18 protein-coding genes are annotated in these 19,327 nt (G+C 54.7%); 9 read left to right on the forward strand and 9 right to left on the reverse strand.

The window, feature by feature from the left end; translation table 11 throughout:
• Positions 1–12 precede the first annotated feature (12 nt).
• Genes ADIMK_RS20430 through ADIMK_RS20440 form a run of 3 tightly spaced genes read left to right on the forward strand, consistent with a single transcriptional unit; the run spans position 13 to position 2,582 of the window.
• A complete protein-coding gene (locus ADIMK_RS20430; RefSeq protein WP_036192095.1) occupies positions 13–978 on the forward strand; it encodes a YVTN family beta-propeller repeat protein in 966 nt (321 codons plus the stop codon).
• A 60-nt stretch (positions 979–1,038) separates the two neighbouring features.
• On the forward strand, positions 1,039–1,782 hold the full coding sequence (locus ADIMK_RS20435; protein WP_036192098.1) for an ABC transporter ATP-binding protein: 744 nt from the start codon (positions 1,039–1,041) through the stop codon (positions 1,780–1,782).
• Positions 1,779–2,582: an ABC transporter permease gene (locus ADIMK_RS20440; protein ID WP_036192101.1), complete on the forward strand. Its 804-nt coding sequence runs from the start codon at positions 1,779–1,781 to the stop codon at positions 2,580–2,582. Before ADIMK_RS20435 ends, ADIMK_RS20440 begins: the two co-directional genes overlap by 4 nt.
• On the opposite strand, the gene ADIMK_RS20445 is transcribed toward ADIMK_RS20440, so the two are convergent.
• The gene (locus ADIMK_RS20445) at positions 2,583–3,959 is read right to left on the reverse strand and encodes an MFS transporter (RefSeq protein ID WP_156043020.1); all 1,377 of its coding nucleotides are present in this window, start codon (positions 3,957–3,959) and stop codon (positions 2,583–2,585) included.
• Positions 3,960–4,219: 260 nt separating this feature from the next.
• Between ADIMK_RS20445 and ADIMK_RS21565 the strand changes: the two genes are divergently transcribed.
• The 3 genes from ADIMK_RS21565 to ADIMK_RS20460 all read left to right on the forward strand — a co-directional run bounded on the left by ADIMK_RS21565 (position 4,220) and on the right by ADIMK_RS20460 (position 6,835).
• On the forward strand, positions 4,220–5,548 hold the full coding sequence (locus tag ADIMK_RS21565) for a sigma-54-dependent Fis family transcriptional regulator (protein ID WP_051693184.1): 1,329 nt from the start codon (positions 4,220–4,222) through the stop codon (positions 5,546–5,548).
• Between the two features lie 122 nt (positions 5,549–5,670).
• Positions 5,671–5,994 (forward strand): cupredoxin domain-containing protein, encoded by a 324-nt coding sequence (locus ADIMK_RS20455; RefSeq protein ID WP_036192108.1) that lies wholly within the window; start codon positions 5,671–5,673, stop codon positions 5,992–5,994.
• Positions 5,995–6,013: 19 nt separating this feature from the next.
• Positions 6,014–6,835 (forward strand): FTR1 family iron permease, encoded by an 822-nt coding sequence (locus tag ADIMK_RS20460; protein ID WP_036192111.1) that lies wholly within the window; start codon positions 6,014–6,016, stop codon positions 6,833–6,835.
• A 50-nt stretch (positions 6,836–6,885) separates the two neighbouring features.
• On the opposite strand, the gene ADIMK_RS20465 is transcribed toward ADIMK_RS20460, so the two are convergent.
• The 4 genes from ADIMK_RS20465 to ADIMK_RS20480 form a co-directional block, all read right to left on the reverse strand.
• Positions 6,886–7,467 carry a GNAT family N-acetyltransferase gene (locus ADIMK_RS20465; RefSeq protein ID WP_036192114.1) on the reverse strand — a complete coding sequence of 194 codons (582 nt, stop codon included), beginning with the start codon at positions 7,465–7,467 and terminating at the stop codon, positions 6,886–6,888.
• An 85-nt stretch (positions 7,468–7,552) separates the two neighbouring features.
• Positions 7,553–8,077 (reverse strand): disulfide bond formation protein B, encoded by a 525-nt coding sequence (locus ADIMK_RS20470; RefSeq protein WP_036192115.1) that lies wholly within the window; start codon positions 8,075–8,077, stop codon positions 7,553–7,555.
• Between the two features lie 152 nt (positions 8,078–8,229).
• A complete protein-coding gene (locus ADIMK_RS20475; protein WP_368085840.1) occupies positions 8,230–8,709 on the reverse strand; it encodes an aminoacyl-tRNA deacylase in 480 nt (159 codons plus the stop codon).
• A gap of 108 nt (positions 8,710–8,817) precedes the next feature.
• Entirely contained in the window at positions 8,818–9,165 is a 348-nt protein-coding gene (locus ADIMK_RS20480) for a PilZ domain-containing protein (RefSeq protein ID WP_036192116.1), read from the reverse strand.
• Positions 9,166–9,386: 221 nt separating this feature from the next.
• On the opposite strand from ADIMK_RS20480, the gene ADIMK_RS20485 reads away from it, so the two are divergent.
• The 3 genes from ADIMK_RS20485 to ADIMK_RS21570 all read left to right on the forward strand — a co-directional run bounded on the left by ADIMK_RS20485 (position 9,387) and on the right by ADIMK_RS21570 (position 13,428).
• Complete coding sequence (locus tag ADIMK_RS20485) at positions 9,387–10,055, forward strand: response regulator (protein ID WP_036192117.1); 669 nt, start codon at positions 9,387–9,389, stop codon at positions 10,053–10,055.
• A 107-nt stretch (positions 10,056–10,162) separates the two neighbouring features.
• A complete protein-coding gene (locus tag ADIMK_RS20490) occupies positions 10,163–11,353 on the forward strand; it encodes a sugar ABC transporter substrate-binding protein (protein WP_051693185.1) in 1,191 nt (396 codons plus the stop codon).
• Positions 11,350–13,428 carry a GGDEF domain-containing protein gene (locus ADIMK_RS21570; protein WP_081849898.1) on the forward strand — a complete coding sequence of 693 codons (2,079 nt, stop codon included), beginning with the start codon at positions 11,350–11,352 and terminating at the stop codon, positions 13,426–13,428. Before ADIMK_RS20490 ends, ADIMK_RS21570 begins: the two co-directional genes overlap by 4 nt.
• A gap of 3 nt (positions 13,429–13,431) precedes the next feature.
• Here the strand turns inward: ADIMK_RS21570 and ADIMK_RS20500 are convergent, their stop codons facing one another.
• The 4 genes from ADIMK_RS20500 to rraA form a co-directional block, all read right to left on the reverse strand.
• Positions 13,432–16,074, reverse strand: coding sequence for a hybrid sensor histidine kinase/response regulator (locus ADIMK_RS20500; RefSeq protein WP_081849899.1), 2,643 nt, complete (start codon positions 16,072–16,074; stop codon positions 13,432–13,434).
• Positions 16,007–17,167: a nitric oxide-sensing protein NosP gene (gene nosP / locus ADIMK_RS20505; protein WP_036192119.1), complete on the reverse strand. Its 1,161-nt coding sequence runs from the start codon at positions 17,165–17,167 to the stop codon at positions 16,007–16,009. Before nosP ends, ADIMK_RS20500 begins: the two co-directional genes overlap by 68 nt.
• Before the next feature lie 189 nt (positions 17,168–17,356).
• Positions 17,357–18,436 (reverse strand): porin, encoded by a 1,080-nt coding sequence (locus tag ADIMK_RS20510; RefSeq protein ID WP_036192120.1) that lies wholly within the window; start codon positions 18,434–18,436, stop codon positions 17,357–17,359.
• A gap of 380 nt (positions 18,437–18,816) precedes the next feature.
• Positions 18,817–19,302 (reverse strand): ribonuclease E activity regulator RraA, encoded by a 486-nt coding sequence (rraA, locus tag ADIMK_RS20515; protein ID WP_036192121.1) that lies wholly within the window; start codon positions 19,300–19,302, stop codon positions 18,817–18,819.
• Positions 19,303–19,327: the final 25 nt, after the last annotated feature.

Raw genomic sequence — 19,327 nt, forward strand, 5'->3', positions numbered from 1 at the left:
CGAGAGAAAAGTATGAATAAGAAACCACTTGTAGCCGCCCTTCTTTTAGCCACGTTATCCGGTGCGACTCAGGCAGCCACCGCCTACATCTCCAATGAGAAGGACAACACACTATCGGTGTTGGATCTCGATACCTGGACAGTCACCGATACCATCGATGTCGGGGAGCGTCCCCGGGGCATCGAGTTGTCGAAAGACAAAACCAAGCTCTATATCTGCGCTAGCGACTCTGACACCGTGCAGGTACTTGACCTTGCAACACATAAAATTATCGCGAACCTGCCATCTGGGGAGGACCCCGAGCAATTCGCGTTGGCCCCGGATGGCAGGATGCTCTACATCTCCAATGAAGATGACGCACTTGTCACCGTGGTCGATACTGAAACTCACGAAGTGGTTGCCCAAATTGAAGTGGGTGTCGAACCCGAAGGCATGGCCGTAAGCCCCGATGGCCGTTGGGCAGTGAATACAACCGAAACCACCAACATGCTGCACTGGATCGACACCAGTACCTATGAACTGGTCGAGAACACACTGGTGGATCAGCGTCCCCGCTATGTTCAGTTCACGCCGGACGGTAAACAGCTCTGGGCATCATCCGAGATCGGCGGTACCGTGACCGTGGTCGATGTAGACTCACGCGCGGTAATCAAGAACATCACCTTCGAGATCAAGGGGATCCATCCGGACAAAGTGCAGCCTGTTGGCGTCAAACTCAGCGCGGACGGGCGTTATGCATTCGTCGCCCTTGGCCCTGCCAACCATGTCGCTGTGATCGATGCCAAAACATTCGAAGTGCTTGAATACCTGCTTGTTGGACGCCGAGTCTGGCAGATGGCGTTTACGCCGGACAACAAATACCTGTTGACCACCAACGGTGTCAGCGGCGATGTCTCGGTTATCGATGTCGACGATCTCAAGGTGATTAAATCCGTGAAAGTCGGCCGCTACCCCTGGGGCGTTGTCACCGTTAACTGATCCTCAGCCTTTAAGCCGGGTGGCGCTCGCCACCCGGCCCAGCTTTTGACGGAGCCCTCTATGTCGACACCTTCGCTGGAGATCAAATCGGTCACCCACCGATACGGCAGCCGCGTTGCGCTGGAGAGCGTCGATATCACACTGCAACCTGGCCAGTTCAACGCGCTTCTGGGGCCGAACGGTGCAGGCAAATCGACCCTTTTCGCGTTGTTGACGCGGCTGTTCAAACTGCAACAGGGCGAGATACTGTTTGGCGGGCTATCGATCAACCGCGAGCCTCGACTGTTTTTGTCCCACATGGGCGTGGTATTCCAGCAAAACACTCTGGATCTGGACCTCACTGTGCTGCAAAACCTTGAGTACCACGGCGCGCTGCACGGGCTATCAACGCGTGAGATTCGTGCAAGGGCCGAGCAGGAGCTCGAATGGCTGGGGCTTAAAGATCGCAGCCATGACCGAGTTCGCGCGCTCAACGGCGGTCACAGACGACGGGTGGAGATCGCGCGTTCTCTGCTTCACCGCCCTTCTATTCTTCTACTCGACGAAGCCAGTGCCGGTCTTGATGTAGCGTCCCGGCAAGCGATAAACGGCGCGGTGCGCGACCTATGTGCACAACGTGGGCTCACGGTGCTTTGGGCAACCCATATATTGGAAGAGGTGAAGACTTCGGATCCGACCATCATTCTGCATAAGGGTAAGGTATTGGCACAGGGTATCGGCCAAGCACTGTGTGATGATCAGAACGCGCAATCAATCGGCGAACTGTTCGAGCACCTAACCGGTACGACAGGACAGGCCGCATGAGTGCTATTCAGTATCTATTTGCCTTTAATGGCGTCGTGAAACGTGAGTTCTGGCGCTTTATTCAGCAACGCAGCCGTTTCCTCAGCGCGCTTGTACGTCCCCTGCTCTGGCTCGTGGTCTTTGCCTCAGGGTTTCGAGCCGCACTGGGTGTGGCCATCATTCCGCCCTACGAGACCTACATAACCTACGAGACTTACATCGCACCGGGGCTCTGCTGCATGATTTTGCTATTCAACGGCATGCAAAGCTCGCTCTCGATGGTGTATGACCGTGAAATGGGCAGTATGAAAGTTCTGCTGATGAGCCCGATTCCAAGGGGATGGCTACTCGTCAGTAAATTGCTGGCGATCGCCCTGATATCCTTGCTCCAGGTGTATGCCTTTCTCGCTATCGCCTGGCTTGCCGGTGTCGAACCGCCGGTTATTGGCCTGCTGACAGCCCTGCCTGCCCTGGTACTGGTTGCACTGCTGCTTGGCTCCATCGGGTTGTTTCTATCCGCACGCATTCGCCAGCTGGAAAACTTCGCCGGGGTCATGAACTTCGTCATTTTCCCCATGTTCTTCCTCTCCTCCGCGCTGTACCCGCTATGGAAGATGCGTGAATCGAGCGAATGGCTGTATTGGATCTGCCAATACAACCCCTTTACACATGCCGTTGAACTGGTTCGCTTTGCCCTCTATCAGCAGCTTAACATTCAGGCACTGGCGATAACGCTTGGCTGCACAACCCTGTTTACAGTGCTGGCGATCATCAGCTTCAACCCCGAACGCAGCGCCCGGAGCGGACCGCCCAAAGGGTGATCAACGCGAAATTTTACCCCGGCTCCATGAGGTATAGGCGGCAACCACGGCATACCCTGCACAAATAAGAAAAGATATCTGCAGCGCCTGCATAAGCGCCGGGAACTGGTCAGGCGCTATTTGCGCGTTTCCTATCAGCAGGTTGAAGAGGAATACCACGACCGTCATTCCCATCATGTTGCCAAGGCTGCGGGAGATATTCAGTACTGAAGAGCCGATACCCAACCGTTCCGGCGGCACCGAGGAGAGTGCAGCATTATTGTTGGGCGAAGAAAACAGACCAAAACCCAGTCCCATGACCACCAGAGAGCTGCCGACCCAGACTAGCGAGCTGTCGGCATGCACCAAAGACAGACTGACGAACCCCCCACCAAATAGAATACAGCCCGTCGTTGCCGGAATGCGTGGGTCGACCCTGTCTGACAACCGTCCGGCCAACGGTGCAACGACAACCATCACCAACGCTTGTAGCAGCATCAATTGCCCCGCCTCCAAAGGCGTTAACGCCTGAATATATTGCAAGTACAGGCTGAGCATGAATTGCAAGGGGTAGTTGGCGCTGTACATCAGAAAGCTGGATTGGATCGACCTGAAAAACACCCGGTTCGCCACCAGGCGTCGAAGTCTTATCAGCGGCCAGGTCGAGCGCTCCTGCTGATAAATAAACACGATGATCAATGCGATACCGGTGCTAGCCAGAAGCGTACCGGTTAAGTTCGGCATTTCGGAAATCCCGATAAACAGTGCACTGGTTGCCAGTGTAAACAGGATACTGCCCACCCAGTCGAGACGCTCTTCGGCATTTCGAGTGGACTCCTGAACAAAAAATCCGACCATCACCATCGTGATGACGGTGAGAGGCAGCGGTGCCAGAAATACCGAGCGCCAGCCCCACAGCTCGGTTAACCAACCACCGATTAACGGACCGCAGGTGAGCCCCAAATAGACCGAGCTCGAAGTAATACCCAGTGCCATGCCCCTGCTGCTGCCAGTAAACACCTTGCTGATAATGGCCATAGCCGGGCCAAATACCATAGCGCTCGATATCCCTTGCAACAGCCTGACAACTAGCAGAGGTCGAATATCGTCGATCACCACCACCAGCAGAGAGCTCAATGCATAGAGAAGCACACCAACTAGAAATATTCGTTTGTGACCCAGAATATCGGCAATTCTGCCCGAGGGCAGTTGCAGTGCAATCGCGCCGAGTAGATTCATTGTCGGCACCCAACTGACCAACACGGCATCGGCCTGCAGATCAGAGGCGATCGCCGGCAGCGCAACATTGACCGACGAAAGGCTCAGAGGCATCAAAAAGGTAGCGACACAGATGCTGAACAACGTCAGCCAACGCAAGGAGGCGGTTGTCTCTGTCATACTCTGGGGGTCGGTGCTCATGGCGGACTTGGCTCAGGTTCACGAGCAGAACATTCTACTGATATCCCGAAGATTGTGTAATTACTATTATCAACTCATTCATCACATTCTATCCCGTAAGCGTTAACGCACTCACACGGTACTCATCGGTCAATGCAGGATAAAAATTCATCATTCCGGTATAGAAAACGACCGTCTGCACCAAGCGACTATACTCAGCGTAGATACGCATAACACGGCACGCGATGCCAGGAGTCACAATGAACGCCAAGACCCCCAGCCACCTCAATCAGAGTACGGCAGAACCGGGGCTAAACGAGCAACGGTTAACCTTGGCCTTGCTTAAAGAACAGAACCGCATTTTTCGCGGCAGCGGAGGTGTCAGCGAAGAGAACCGCGGACTTGGCTTTCGACCCGCCTTTTATGACTTCGAAACCGGTGAAATACACCTCTCCCGTTTTGCAGACGGAAGAGAGGCACCTATGCACCTGCTTGACGGCTTGCCGGAAGCGCTGGTGCTTCAGAGAAAAGAGAACGGGCATGTGACCGAAGTGAAACCCGGCGTCATCGCCGGCTTTGTGCTCCACGGCCAGTTCTATACACGTGAGCAAGCGGCACGCTCAACGCAACAGATGCGCACCGAAGCTGAGCTGTTAAGTAATCCTGAACAACACAACCAGCTGCTCGACATCTGGGAGCGCTTCGTGGTCGCACAAAGTTATCCGGCCAACACCATGCGGACTATTGTTGAGGACTCTTGGCGCCGCTGTCAGGAGTCGAACGTCGATCCCCTGATGTCGCATGCCCCTTTTTCTGAACAAGACCACCTTGAACACAAACGCCGCGAAAACAGGGAGCTGATCGACGCTGCGCAACCTGTCCTCAAGCGGGCGGGCGAGCTGCTGTTTGAGACCGACAGTCTGATACTGCTGGCCGATAAGGATGGGCTAGTACTGCGTATGGAGTCGGATGACGAAGTTCTGAGCAATGCGACAAAGGTAAACCTTGTAGAAGGTGCCCTATGGGGCGAAGATGCGGTCGGTACCAATTCTATCGGCACCGCGCTTAAAGCCAGAGGCCCCATTCAACTCTACGGAGCCGAGCATTTCTGCTATGGCATCAAGCACTGGACCTGCTCAGCTGACGTCATTCGCGATCCGCATGACGGCAGTGTCATCGGCGCCGTCGACCTGTCCGGACTGACTGAAACCTATCAGCACGATGCGCTCGAATTCGCGGTAACCGCTGCGCGGATGATCGAAACCAACCTGGCGCAGCAGTACTTCCAGACCCGCCAACGCATTATTGACGCAACGCGGTCCATGTTCACGCATTGGCGTCATGAAGGCTTACTGGCATTCGACCATCGCGGTCGCCTGGTGAAAGCTAATCATATGGCGTTTCAGCGTATGAAAGAACTCGAAACCGGCGTAACCCTGTCCCCCCAGACCTATATCCCGGCACTTGACCTCGATCGTTACCCATTTGCTGACATCCTTCCAGAATGGCTGGCCGGTCAGGTTCTCTATCCCATTCGCACCGGTATCAAGAAGATCGGTACGCTCGCAGTCCTTGCCCAAACGCACTGATGTAACCTGAGTCGATTACCCGCAAAGAATATCCAGACATTTACAGTGGTATTGCGTGGCACTTAAACTCCCTATATGATAATGATTATTATTTGTTCGTTGTATATCGCTAAGGAAGCACCATGAAAAATCTGCTTATCGCTGCGTTGTTCGGTGTTATTTCAACCTCAGTCCTGGCCGGAGAGAGCACTTTCGAGATCTCCATCAAAGACCACATGTTTTCACCCGCAGAATTGACCATCCCGGCTGGTGAGCGCGTCAAACTGATTATCTCCAACGACGACGCCTCCCCGGAAGAGTTTGAAGGCGAGGATTTTGATATAGAGAAAGTCATTCCCGGCAATAGCAAAGGCACCGTATTTGTTGGCCCCTTCGAGCCCGGACGTTATGAATTCGTGGGCGAGTTCCATGAGGCGACTGCCAAAGGCGCTCTGATCGTTGAATAACCGGCTTTGAGGTTGCCTTATGCTTAGTTCCGCCGTCATCGTATTTCGCGAGGTACTGGAAGCAGCGCTGATCATCAGTATTTTGATGGCCGCTACCTGCGGTTTACCGGGCCGCACCCGCTGGATATGCGCAGGACTGTTTGCAGGACTTTCGGGGGCGTGTATCGTCGCGCTCTTTGCACGCTCTATTACCGGAGCCTTTGAGGGCACCGGCCAAGAGATCATGAACGCTGCGATTCTCTTCACTGCGGTATTGATGCTTGCCTGGCATAACATCTGGATGTCGCACCACGCCAAAGAGCTGGTTGCCCATCTGAAAAATGTCAGTGCCAAGATAACCGACGGAACTCTGCCGCTTTACTTTCTGACCGTCGCATCTGGCATGGCGGTTCTGCGCGAAGGGTCTGAGGTGGTTCTGTTCATGTACAGTGTCGCCGCAAGTGGGAGCTCCACTACCTCAATGCTGAGCGGAAGCCTGATTGGTGTCGCCGCAGGCGTTCTGGTGGGCCGATTGATCTATTCAGGCTTATTACGCATTCCTGCCAGTCGACTGTTCCAGATTACCGGCTGGATGATTTTGCTTCTTGCTGCGGGCCTCGCTGCCTCTGCTGCAGGTTATCTCATTCAAGCAGGAATACTGCCCTACGAGCCGCCTCTGTGGAACAGTGGTAGCCTGCTCTCAGAAAAGTCAGTCGTCGGCCAGCTACTGCACATTCTGGTTGGTTACCAGGAGCGTCCGACCGCTATACATCTGGCGTTCTATCTTGGGACTTTGGGCATCATCCTTGCCGGCATGCAGTGGGTTCATCGCCGCAGTCAGAATCGGTTCCAATCTGCTTGATCACAAAGCCCACTCAAAGACACCGTCTCGCACCTTGCGCAACGGTGTCTTTATCCTTCCAACTGTTTGGTCATCAATAGCCAATCGCCTCCGTAGGGACACCCCGGATATTCGATGATTGGCTCGGATGCGACATCCTCATAGCCAAGCTGCTTGTACAGATGCCGTGCGCTCTTGTTACCCGATGCGACAATAAGCGATGCCAGTGAGCATCCAGCAAGGCGCCCCTTCTCCTGAGCCTCTAGCATAAGCATTCGCGCAACGCCCTGGCCTCTGGCAGCCTCGTAGGTCGCGACGGCATTGATGTACCAACTGCCCGGCGCCTTCGACTCAAGTTGAATCAACGGCTGAACGATTTCGGGATAATCATTCAGGTCACCGACAACATAGGGTGCAGGTAAGCGGTAGGCGATGATCATGCCAAGCACATTGCCGCGGTCGCGACATACCAGAGCATTCCTGTAGCTGAAGCCGCCCTCTTCCCGAGCTGCCCGTTGAGCACCCAACGCTAGCGCTCCTTGTCCGGGGTCAGCCAGTTTGCTCCAGAGATACTGCGGCATGCCCTCGCCGGCGATATCAATCAGATACGCCAAATCATCTGCATCTGACTTCAGGGCCTGTTCTATCTCCATGCCGCCTCCCGGTTGGTGATTCGGAACGGCCATCCGCCGCTGTATCGTGAACGTTACTGCAATGTTCGCAGTATAGATGGATTTATCAGAGGAAAAGATCGCGCTTTCGTTTCGGCTTTCTGAAGCTGGCCAGCAGCAAGAGGAACGAAACGGCTACCCAAGCAAGCCCAATGAGAACCAGGGCTTCGGCCATGGTCATGCCAAAAGGCAGCATCGGCGTGTAACCGCAAGGCTCCCAAGGCTCAAACATAGCCGGAACCCACTCATGCAATGGAAGCCAGGACGGGAACTGAGGATCCATGGTACAGCTGTCCTCTATGGTCCCACGCTCGACACCCAAAGTAATCCAGCTACTGCGCAGGAGGCCAGAGGCCAGCGCCAACGAGGCCAGATGCCCAAGCACAGCCATTGAGCCGCCCAAAAGAAACATTAGCAACGCCACAGCACCGAGCCCCGCGATCCAGGCACGGATGTGGACGCACAGCACGCACGGACCATAATCAAGAGAATATTGATAATAAAGGGCGGTCCCTTCCAGCAGTAGACAGGCGACCAATACCAAGAACCAGAACAAACGGCTACGAGCGATAACGGAAAGTGCATTCAGCATATTTTTTCCCAATCTATTCAATGGGGTGCGCATTGTCGTTAACGCATTCGATTATTGCGCGATAGGAATAATCTGCAACCCTAAATAGCACAGACGGGGGAAAATAGTTCGAATCATTGACCGGCAGCGGCGGTCTGCCGGTGGCGTTTCAATCAACGGCAGATCATGCCATGCTGTTGATGCTCCATCAGGCGCATAAATGACGGATTGTCGATCTCAAGCAACTCTGAATGATCTCCGCTCTCCATATAGCATGTCTGCTCATGTGCGAGGCTGTCATCCCAGATCATTTTAATGTTGTAGGCCATCCCTAAAGACGGCACTGCGCCCGCTTCACAGTCACGGAACAGTATTCTCACATCCTGTTGAGAGGCCGGTTCCAACAACCTATTCAATGAGTGATTCACGGCGTCGACGTTCACCTGCCTGTCAGAGGGCACCAGCGCCATGACAAAGCCATCTTCATCCTTGAGAACCACACCCTTGGCAACCCTCTGCGCGGGCACTCTTGCCGCGAATGCCGAGGTCATTGCGGTCTCCGTATACGGGTGGTGCTTGAGGTGATACGGAATGTGCTGACGTTCAAGATAACGTTGCACTGTAGATGAAATAGACATTGCTCTGCCCCCCATCCTGCTTAATGTTGCGAAAACTCCTTTATAAGGATAGATGTTGGCGGTACGCGCCGCACAAACTGAACAGATGAAGTTTTCTAAGCAGGATGGCGCTTAACAACGCGGTCAGTACGTCAGATTCTTACGCACGTAGCGATCGATGGCTGCTCTCAACGCTTCGTCCATATCGATAATTTTAAGACCCAATGCGGCCTTGTCGGCCGACAGCCGGCGCTTGTACACCACACGGCACGTGCCGTTTACCGGCTGATGCTCAAGATCGAACCTGACGCCGATCTCGATCGTACCTGTCGCCGGAGAGGCCGAAAGCCCGGCCAACTGGCCGCTCCCCTCGATCATCAGACCGCCGACACTCAGATTCACCATTCTTACCGGTAGATTGTCCTGCCCCACCAAAACCTGAGCGTCCAGGTCAGTGTCTACGCGAGGATGCAGACGCCTGTCATCATGCATCGAGAAAGCACCTTTACTTCGTCTATTCTTGAATAGGGCCCATTATGGCAGATAGGCTGTCGCGAAACAGTAATAAAGATCATACTGTTAGCGACTCCCAATCATCAAAACAGTACTTTAGTACCATATCGCTGCCACGATGGTTTAATTTCGTCGCCGCGCTCATAAAGGTGTAATACGGGTATTGCCCCGATAATAAGCACCATAAGAGGGATAAAGACGTGTATCGCATATTGATTGCCGATGATCACCCGCTGTTCCGTGAGGCGATCACCAATGTCATCCAGTCAGGTTTTCCCGGCTCCGAGACAATCGAAACCGAAGATCTGGATACCGCCCTCAAACTGGCAACCGAGGACGAAGATCTCGACCTTGTACTTCTCGACCTCAACATGCCCGGCATGCACGGGTTGAACGGTTTGATCTCGCTGCGCAATGAATCGCCAACCGTACCGGTTGTGATTGTCTCGGCCGAAGATGACAAGCAAGTCGTTCTGCAGGCCATTACCTGTGGCGCGGTCGGTTTCATCTCCAAATCGGCTCCGCGCCAGCAGATGACCGACGCGCTTCAACAGATTTTAAACGGCAACGTTTACCTTCCCAGCGATATCATTCGTTCCAGCGGCGGCGACAATCGACGTAGCCGGCGCATGAACGAGCCACAGATTCCGCCGGAACTGCTCAACTCACTCACACGCCGACAACTACTGGTGCTCGAGCGCATGGCCCAGGGCGAATCGAACAAGCAGATCGCGTATAACCTCAATATTGCCGAGACAACCGTCAAGGCTCACGTGTCGGCCATTCTGCGCAAGCTTGGGGTACATAACCGCGTTCAGGCGATACTATCGGCCAGCGATATCGATTTCGCTCACTATCTGCGCCGCTAAGAACGCTTGTAATAGACGCACCGTCTTACGACCAGGGGATAAAAAGCGATACTTATCCCCCGCTCCTTCCTCTACAATGGCCTAATAGCCGGTGTAGCGGATTCCAGATGTACAGACTACTTCTATGCCTTCTTCTCGCTTTTAGCTCAGCATCTGCTTTTGCCAGTGAGCGCCTGAAGTTCATCTATACCCACGAAAACCGTAACTGGTTACCCTTGGTTGAGCAGTTCAGCGTCGACACCGGCATCGAAGTCGAGGTCGCCTGGGCACAGCAAGGCGACCTAAAAACCCGCATGTTCACCTATATCGAGCAGGGCAATGCACCCGATATTGTGCTTGTGCCGGCCGACCACGTCGGACTGTATCCGTTGATGCACTACAGTCCGCTTCTGGCAGACATGGGCACCGACGATGTCGGTAAAGATGTCTGGAACAGTGCGCGCAGCGACGGCGCGCTATATGGCGTGCCAATCACCCAGGGTAACCATCTGGTTCTCTATTACAACAAGGCGATTATCTCGACACCGGCCACCACTTGGGCAGATATGCGACGTCAGCACGATGCATTCAGGCTTAAAGATCGCGAACAGCCGCTATACTTCAGCGACTGGAATGTAGATGAGATGTACTGGCTAATGCCGTTTTTAGGTGGCTTTGGCGGCTCACCGGTCACGGACGGAGAGCCAACGCTGGATACCCCTGCCATGGCCAGAGCGCTCGATTTTTACCGGGGTTTGGTCGAGAGCGGGCTTGCTGATGATCAATGCGATTACAACTGTGGTCAGCAACGCTTTCTTTCTGGAACGCTTGGCTACCTGATCAACGGAGACTGGGCGTTAAAAGAGTATCAGGAGCGCCTCGGCGACAATCTTGGGGTCGCCACCATACCTGAAATCGCGCCGGGCCAGCCGGTCGTACCGATGTTTTCGACCCATGTACTGGCATTTCCAGCCAACAGCCTTGCTGGACACAAGCGCGATGCCCTGTTGGCATTTATTCATTACTTTCAGAGTAATGACGTTCAGTTGAAGATCTGGCGCTCACTCAAACTGTTACCGGTTTCTGGCGACGCCTACCGCGTGGCGGTTTCTGAGATGAATGGCAACGAGAAAGCGATGATCTCCTGCCTGTCCAAATCCAGACCAATGCCAGCCGACAGCGCCATGAGTCTTGCGTGGGGCGCGATTCGAAAAGGCTACCTGCGCCATAAGCTGCACCTTCTCTCCGGGGAGGAGGCCGCGGAGTTAATGCAGCAACTGGTCGAAACACAGCGACAGAATGTTACCCCTGCACCATGAAGCGAATGAGAGCACGTCCCAAAAGCTTTCGCCGCACCCTGACGGCCCTTATCTGGCTTGCAGCCGTGGTACCGGCCCTGCTGTTAAGCGGTAGCCATTTGGTCAGCCGGTACAAAGCATCGGAACTGCGTATACAGCAGGAGCAGGAGTACGCGCTGCGCCGGGGCATGTTCGAGTTCCGGCGGGAGTTGCACAGCTATACCGATGAGATGCACCGAATTGCAGCCGACGGCAGCGTCATCAAATCGGTCCGGCTCGATCTACTTAACGACCGTACGTCGAATCTTCTGCAGGAGTATTTGGACACACACCCCCACGCGCTAGCCACAATGGTCATCGACAAAGCGTCGTTTGTTAGCGAAGCCCGTCCTATCTCGTCCCTGAAGATGAATCTCGCGCCATTTTTCGGTCTGATACAGTCACTGATACACAGCACCAGCACGATTAATCGAGCGGGCGTTTACTATCAGGCGGTCCAGTATCAGGACATCCTTCCCGAAGCGGCTCGACGCGACGATAGAACGCTACTGGGCGTAATGCGCCCCATCATCAAATCCAGCGACTCACTGGTCAGCCCATTCGAAGTTGTCGGCATTTTTCTGGTGATACTCGATGTCGACGCTTTGGTTTCCCACAGCCTGATACTCGACAGTCCCGATATGCCCGTCTCGCAGCTAAACCTGTTCCTGGACGGCACCCTGATTTATCCGGCAAATGGGCCGTTAGTCCCCATTGCCGATCACCTGTTCGATGAATCGATGGAGCTTGGCGCCAGCCGTAACGATTTAAGTTTTGTCGTTGGCAAGACCCAACGTGAAGTGGTCAGCATGCTCGGAGTCATTGGCGCCGAGTTCAACACGCTACTATTGATGCTCACCGGTATGCTCTGCGTTTACTTCGTCGCTACCTGGCTTACGCGGCGGCTCGTCGCACCGATCGAGCGACTACGCGACATGACACTAGCGCTGAAACGATGGGATCCGGAGCATGAGCGTCCCCGTTTCAATAAGGTGCAGGATTATCATGAATTCAGCGAACTCTCCGAGCTACTGGACGACATGTCAGAGCAGTTGCAGCAGAAGTTCATCAACGTTAACGAAACGAACGACACTCTGCGTGCGACAGCACAGGCGCTTCAGGAGAGCCTGTCGCGCAGCTCTGATCAGATCGACGTGTTTAACGCGCTCACCATGTTCTCGCTTCACCTTCAACACAAGACAAATCTGGACGAGATCGGACAGGTGACCGTCTATACACTCGGCCGCCTGCTCAACGCCCGGGTGGGCCTTATCGTAAACAGGAGCGATCAGCTTCCCGAGCTTTCACTGCTCAGCGATGCCCCCGAGGGGTTTGTCGAGCTATGGCGTAAACAAAAAACGCCTGTACTGAACGAACAGGGCATTCAGCAGTGGTGTTTCGGTGTCAAAGGACACACGCTGTTTCCGATCTACCTGAAAAGCCGCTGTTCCGGTTTTATTGTGCACGATCATCTCGATCTCGATGACTTCAAAAGTCACGCTCTGACACTGTTTGCCGCTGTACTTCAGGCAACGCTTGAGCAGGCCATGCTGACACTTGAACTCGAGAAACTTGCCAATAACGATGCACTAACCGGCCTCTATAATCGACACTACTTCGATGCCAGGCTACAGAGCTTGCAGGAGAAGTACCGTACCGGTAATGGAAGTGGTCATCTCGGTATCATGACCATCGACGTGAACGGGCTTAAGTATGTAAATGACCATATAGGTCATGCGGCCGGCGATCAGCTACTAAGAGAGGTTGCCAACATTCTTGAATCGCTGATGCGCAAGAGTGACTGTTTGTGCCGCACAGGTGGCGACGAGTTCGTGGCTCTGCTGGAAAACGTCGACTCCGCTCAGTGCGAGCAGCTGATGCATCGGGCCATCCGGGAAGCCGCAACACACCGGCTCACGATTGAAGGCCAGATTATCGACATTAGCTTCAGCATCGGGTTTGCCTGCAGTGATCGTGACCCCGTCGATCGGATCACGACCCTTGCCGACAAGCGGATGTATACCCAAAAGCAACAGCATTACGGCGATACGGCGTAGCGGCTATCCCTGCACAAGATGGCTGAGCATGGTCTTAAGCTTGAGAGGCCTGATCGGCTTGTGCATCAACTGGTAGCCCAGCTCTCGCATCTGCTGTTTAAGCTCGTTACTGTAGTTGGCGGTAATCATCAGCACCGGCGGCTCGTCCGGCCTCAGTTTCATGATCTCACGCACCACATCAACACCGATGACATTGTTATCGAGGTGATAGTCGGCGATAAGCAGATCCAGCGGTGCGGTTCCCACAGCCACCTGCTCCCGTAACTGCTCGAGACTTAGCGCCGTCGTTACCTTGCAACCCCAGCCATTGAGCAGTGTCGCCATGCCATCGCAGATCGACTGGTCATTGTCGATCATCCAGATATTGCAGCCCTTGAGCCGCTCACCGATATCGCTAATCTGCAACTGGGGCACAGTGTGCTGCGGCGCAAGTTCGCCATAGGGCACCAGCACCGAGAACACAGAGCCCTTACCCGGCTCAGAGCGCACCTCAATACTGTGCCCCAGCATGCGCACGATTTTCTCGACAATGGCAAGCCCCAACCCCAAGCCCTTGTCCTGACTCTGGTTCGTCCCTCGTTTGAACTCCTGAAAGATGGTTTTCAGCTGATCGGCGGGTATACCGCTGCCGGTATCGCATACTTGGACTTCCACGCCACTGGCGCGACGGCGACAGCCAAGCAGGATCTGTCCACCGGCACCGGTATAACGCACCGCATTGGAGAGCAGGTTTCGCAGTATACGGGCCAGCAACGCCGGGTCCGTCTGTACCACCGCCGTTGAGGAGACTGAACGGAAGTGAATCTTCTCGCTTTGAGCAATATGGGTGTACTCGGGCGCGATGTTGTCGAGCAGCTCATTGAGCCTGAACGAGGACACATCCGGTTTGATGACACCGGCATCGAGCTTGGAGATATCGACCAACGTGCTGAGTAGACGCTCGACATCTTCAAGCGAGTTACTGACCGAGCCAATCAGGTGTGCGATGCGCTCAGGCATCGGCTGCTCCAGTAACGCGCCGGTAAACAATCGGGCCGCATTGAGCGGCTGAAGCAGATCGTGACTAACCGCCGCGAGGAACTTGGTCTTGGACAGATTAGCCTGCTCGGCCTCCTGCTTGGCCTCCCTCAGACGCGACTCAATCGCCTTTCGCTCGCCTATCTCCTGACGCAACTGCTGGTTGAGCTCAGTCAGTTCAGAGGTTCGTTCCCGGACCCGCTGTTCAAGATTCTGATACGCCTGCTGCAAGGCGATGGCCGTGCGGCGACGTTCTGTGATATCCCGAATCATGACAAAGAAACCAACCGGTTTGCCCTGCGAGTCCATATTGGGCACATAAGCCTTGAGCAGGTACCGGTTTTCACCGGCGGCGTTGGCCTCTTCGATCTCGAAGGTGACGCTCTCCCCTGCCAACGCACGCTCAGCGTAGGGTTTCAGACGCTCAAACTGAGCGTCGCCATGTACGCGACTGATGGTCTCACCGAGCAATGATCCTCGCGGCCAGCCATACCAGTCGTCATACACCTTGTTGGTAAACTGATAGCGCATATCTTCGCCGACGTAGGCGATCAATGCAGGTACATGGTCGGTGATCAGTCGAATCCAGCGCTCGCTCTCGCGCAGGGTTTCGGCGTAGCGCGAGTGCTCGGTAATGTCGGTATAGGTATTGACGTAGCCGCCAGCAGGCAGCGCGTGTGTGCGTATCTCGACAACACGTCCGTCGCTCAACTCCTGCGTCATCTCCATGAGCGGATCACCGATCTCGTCTTTGGACACAGGGGTCAGCAACATCACTTCCGAGCCATCCATCAAACGCTCAAACTTGGGCGACTCGCTCATCTGCTCACGATCAAGCGCACACAGTTCAAGAAACAGATCGTTCCAGATCTCAACCCGACCTTCGGAGTTGATCAACACCACGCCCTGAGAAAGGTTGTCGACCGTACTCTTGAGCAGTCGCGACTTCTGCTCCAGCGCCTGCTCACGCTGCGCAGCCTCGGATGCCTTGAGCTCGGTGATATCGGTATACAGCGCCACAAGCCCACCATCACCGGTGGTCCGGCTGCTCATCTGCAACCAACGTCCATCACACAGGCGATAGATCGTAGCGTCTTCATTACCAACCTGGGTTTCGACGATCAGGTTACTTTCGACAGCCAGTTCCAGACACTCAGCCAGCGTTATACCGCGCTGGATATCGACGCCGCACAACGACCAGATTTCGCGAAAACGATTATTGAACAGCACCAAGTGCTTATCTCTATCGAACAGCGCAAAGGCGTCGGAGATACTCTCGATCGCGTCGATCAGGCGCTGATGTGCCGTCGCCGCTTCCTCGTTTGCCTGTTTAAGGGCCTGATTTGAGTGTTTGAGATCATGCAGCGCCGCATTCAGCGCCTCTGTGCGCTCACGCACCTGCTCGGCCAGAATGACGGAGTGCTCAAATGCGGCGTAAGGTGCGGCGCGCTGGGCGCTACTTGCCTCTACACGCTCGACCAGCGCATTGCGAATTTTGTGAAGACGGGCATTTTCGGATTCGAGTTCCGCGATGCGCGCACGCAGTTCAGCAGGGCTCGCATCATCCATGCCGGTTGTTTCGACCGATGACGACGCCTGTGAAGGTCTGGTTGATGTGCATACCGTCATACTGTTCACCATAGGTATTAAAGCCAATGACACGGTGTTGCTGCAGGAAACGGGACATCTCCTCCGCCTGACCGCAATACTCGAGCTCCAGCCGACGCAGGAAGCAGTCACAGCCGATCGTGATCAGCGGCTCTCCCATTTCGCTTTCGATATGATTGAACCGGGCGCTGAGGTTGTCGATCATCGACCCCGGCCGCATAGCGGTGAGCACGATGCCGTTTTCGACAGCACAGTAAAACGTCAGGCTACCGTCTTCGTTGACCCGCTGAATCGAGCGCACGTAATGCTCATTGCCGATACGCACCGCCAGCGGCTTGAATGCGAAAACCTGATTGTCCAGCTTGTCCACCGGTATTCCGACCGTACGCGCATACTCCTCCGCTGCCGGCACCGCATTGAGTTCATACACCGTGCGGGCACCGGGATCAGCCGCCGTCACAACAAGCTTTTCATCAAGCGCGTGCATGTGATGGGTTGTGAACACCTCGAAATCCAGAGGTGTACTTACCATGATCACAACCGCCGCCTGAGTGTAGAAACGGCCCCGGTGGTAAACATGTGTGTTGGTCAGATGGATATCATCGCCCGCGGAGCCGCCAAATTGTGGAATGCTGCCCAGCGCGGCATTCAGCGTCATCAGCACCATCTCTTCCTGACTGGAGAGCCCGTCGAGCAGCGTAAGCGCGAAACTATGCCCCTTAATGGGTGCAACCCTGTCCTCGCGACAGGCATTAACCAGCCCATCGACGAGCTTTTGCGCATCGGCAAGGGAAAAGCCTTCCAGTGATTCGATCAGCGCCACATCGATAGCAAACAGGTTGCGGTCAAACCCGATCGCGGTAATGGACTCACGCTCGTATCCCTGCGGGGTAACCTCACCGGCGGTGGTACAGCCGGCAACCTCAACGCCATCGAACGCTTTGTCCAATTCAACGCTCAGCCGCTCAAGCGGATATTCAGCGGAACAGAAGAACAGAACGAACCCCAAATCCGGATGACGAAGGCTCTGTGCTAACTCTTGTGCGGCACGCTCGGGGTCCTGGTGTCGAGACACCGCCGTCAGCACGGGCTCTTTAATCAAAGGGGCATTCATCCGGGGTTCTCCCGTTATATCTTTCACTGGTTCTCTTGATTGTAGGCACAGCCACTATAACGGGTTAATGCTACTTGAGTACTGAATACACGATTCGTAAGGCGGAGGGGGGAAAAATAAAAGCCGCAGACCGAATGAAGGGGGGAGTTCGGGCTGCGGCCAGCAAGAAAGCTGAAAGGATGACGATTGTTACCAGGTCAGTACTGCACCGAGTGCAATGGTATCCATATCAGTACCGCCTTCTGGTTCATAGACACTGTACTCTGCAACAAGTTTCAAACTGTCGTTAACAGAGTAGAACAGCGCACCTCCTGTGAGTTCACTGGTCGCACCACCTGCATCGACATTACCGTAGGATAGTACGCCTCGTACTGCTTCATAAGTGTAGGAGGTCTGAACGAGATATCCATCCGAATCGGTTTCGGCTGCCAAAACATCGCTGGTGAACGTCGTGGGTATACCCTGCTGATCGAAGCCGGAGGCGGTCAGTTTAAAGCCACCAACGCCGATCTGCGCGCCGTAGGCAACGCCCTGCGCATCGACGGTGCTCGAACCGGACGTTGCTTCACCGGTTGCGCCACTGAGCCAGGCATTGAACATGACACCATCGTATTCAGCGCCGTAGGTCAGCTCTGCTTCAAGGCGAGGCTCTTCGCTGTAGGTGCTCAGATCAGAGGTATAGCTGGGATCCAGCATACCAACCGCGAGCTGGAAGCCGTTCGACTTCGGTGTGCGGTAGGTGATCTGGGCATTCGGGTTAGCGTAGGGGTAACCGGTGGTGATGTTACCGAAGGTTGTGCGCACTGTAGACTGCGGCGCAAAGCCAACGCCCAGCAGCAGTTCATCGTTGAAGATATTGCTGCGGGCATAAAGACCGAAGTCCTTACCGAACAGTACCTGACCAAAATCACCGTCTACGGTTGCGTAGAACTGACGCACATCGATAGCGGTATCAGTCTCGCTGTCACCGTTGAGGTCATCGTTGTTGACGTCGTTGATGCTAACCCAGAACGAAGAACGACCGCCTACGGTCAGATCGCCCTGCTGCTTGGAAACATTGAAGCCGATATAGTTCGGCAGGAAACCCATGCGGACGCGGGATACGTTGGTATCGCCCTGGTCCTGATAGGTATAGAAAGCGTTGAGCAGACCATCAGCCGAGAATGTAGTGCCCTCGTTATCGTACAGAACGATTTCGGCCTGAGCGGTAGCAGCAGATGCAGCCATCGCCAGCGCGAGCAGAGAGCGGGTCAGGTTTTTCTTTTTCATATTATCCCCTTGTTATTAGTCATGACAGTCAGGTGGATTAACCCTCACCCACCTGATGGGGACCGATTATTGGGATGCCGCGTCCGGCTTCATATCGCACGGGAGTCCTGTTTATGCGCTGCTTTGCGCGCTGATCGCCAGATGCGGGAACGGGTTGGGACAATAGTTACGGGAGTATGACAGTCCGGCGTATAGCGCCGGTCGGCCCCCGGGTTCGTCGATAGGAACAACAGCCGTAGCAACACGGAGGTATAGGAGATCAGCCAGTACCAAACGTACTGAACCCAAGGTCTTATGAGTAGCAGAATAATTGGGGCGGAAAAACAAAAAGGGGCGCCGGTTAGGGCGCCCCATTGACACTGTTAGCCAGAGGATTGCTATCAGGCGAGTTCAAGCTTCTCGTGTGAGACGAGAATGCCGTTATTATCGGCATACAGATACTCGCCCGGGCGGAACGTTACGCCACCAAATGTAACCTCAACGTTCAGGTCACCGATGCCACGCTTGTCTGTTTTCATCGGGTGAGTACCGAGTGCCTGAACGCCAATATCGGTGGCACCGATTGCATTCACATCTCGGATACAGCCGTAGATGATGATCCCTTCCCAGCCGTTTGCACTCGCCTTTTCAGCCAGCATATCGCCGAGCATGGCACGGCGCATGGAGCCGCCGCCATCAACAACCAGCACTTTGCCCTCGCCGGGCTGTGCCACCTGTTCGCGCACCAGAGAGTTGTCTTCGAACGCTTTGATCGTGACGATCTCGCCACCAAAATTTTCCCGTCCACCGAAGTTGGCAAACATTGGCTCGACCACCCGCACCTTATCGGGGAATTGATCACAGAGTTCAGGGAGAAGGTCTTCCACGGCACACTCCTTATACGCATCTGAA

The organism is Marinobacterium lacunae, assembly GCF_000705555.1.
GTDB classification, from domain to species: Bacteria; Pseudomonadota; Gammaproteobacteria; order Pseudomonadales; family Balneatricaceae; genus Marinobacterium_D; species Marinobacterium_D lacunae.

What these genes read in the sequence shown, in the direction of transcription:
- ADIMK_RS20430 (WP_036192095.1), top strand. Translation starts at nt 13, where the DNA reads ATGAATAAGAAACCACTTGTAGCCGCCCTTCTTTTAGCCACGTTATCC.
- ADIMK_RS20435 (WP_036192098.1), top strand. Translation starts at nt 1,039, where the DNA reads ATGTCGACACCTTCGCTGGAGATCAAATCGGTCACCCACCGATACGGC.
- ADIMK_RS20440 (WP_036192101.1), top strand. Translation starts at nt 1,779, where the DNA reads ATGAGTGCTATTCAGTATCTATTTGCCTTTAATGGCGTCGTGAAACGT.
- ADIMK_RS20445 (WP_156043020.1), bottom strand. Translation starts at nt 3,959, where the DNA reads ATGACAGAGACAACCGCCTCCTTGCGTTGGCTGACGTTGTTCAGCATC.
- ADIMK_RS21565 (WP_051693184.1), top strand. Translation starts at nt 4,220, where the DNA reads ATGAACGCCAAGACCCCCAGCCACCTCAATCAGAGTACGGCAGAACCG.
- ADIMK_RS20455 (WP_036192108.1), top strand. Translation starts at nt 5,671, where the DNA reads ATGAAAAATCTGCTTATCGCTGCGTTGTTCGGTGTTATTTCAACCTCA.
- ADIMK_RS20460 (WP_036192111.1), top strand. Translation starts at nt 6,014, where the DNA reads ATGCTTAGTTCCGCCGTCATCGTATTTCGCGAGGTACTGGAAGCAGCG.
- ADIMK_RS20465 (WP_036192114.1), bottom strand. Translation starts at nt 7,467, where the DNA reads ATGGAGATAGAACAGGCCCTGAAGTCAGATGCAGATGATTTGGCGTAT.
- ADIMK_RS20470 (WP_036192115.1), bottom strand. Translation starts at nt 8,077, where the DNA reads ATGCTGAATGCACTTTCCGTTATCGCTCGTAGCCGTTTGTTCTGGTTC.
- ADIMK_RS20475 (WP_368085840.1), bottom strand. Translation starts at nt 8,709, where the DNA reads ATGGGGGGCAGAGCAATGTCTATTTCATCTACAGTGCAACGTTATCTT.
- ADIMK_RS20480 (WP_036192116.1), bottom strand. Translation starts at nt 9,165, where the DNA reads ATGCATGATGACAGGCGTCTGCATCCTCGCGTAGACACTGACCTGGAC.
- ADIMK_RS20490 (WP_051693185.1), top strand. Translation starts at nt 10,163, where the DNA reads ATGTACAGACTACTTCTATGCCTTCTTCTCGCTTTTAGCTCAGCATCT.
- ADIMK_RS21570 (WP_081849898.1), top strand. Translation starts at nt 11,350, where the DNA reads ATGAAGCGAATGAGAGCACGTCCCAAAAGCTTTCGCCGCACCCTGACG.
- ADIMK_RS20500 (WP_081849899.1), bottom strand. Translation starts at nt 16,074, where the DNA reads ATGACGGTATGCACATCAACCAGACCTTCACAGGCGTCGTCATCGGTC.
- nosP (WP_036192119.1), bottom strand. Translation starts at nt 17,167, where the DNA reads ATGAATGCCCCTTTGATTAAAGAGCCCGTGCTGACGGCGGTGTCTCGA.
- ADIMK_RS20510 (WP_036192120.1), bottom strand. Translation starts at nt 18,436, where the DNA reads ATGAAAAAGAAAAACCTGACCCGCTCTCTGCTCGCGCTGGCGATGGCT.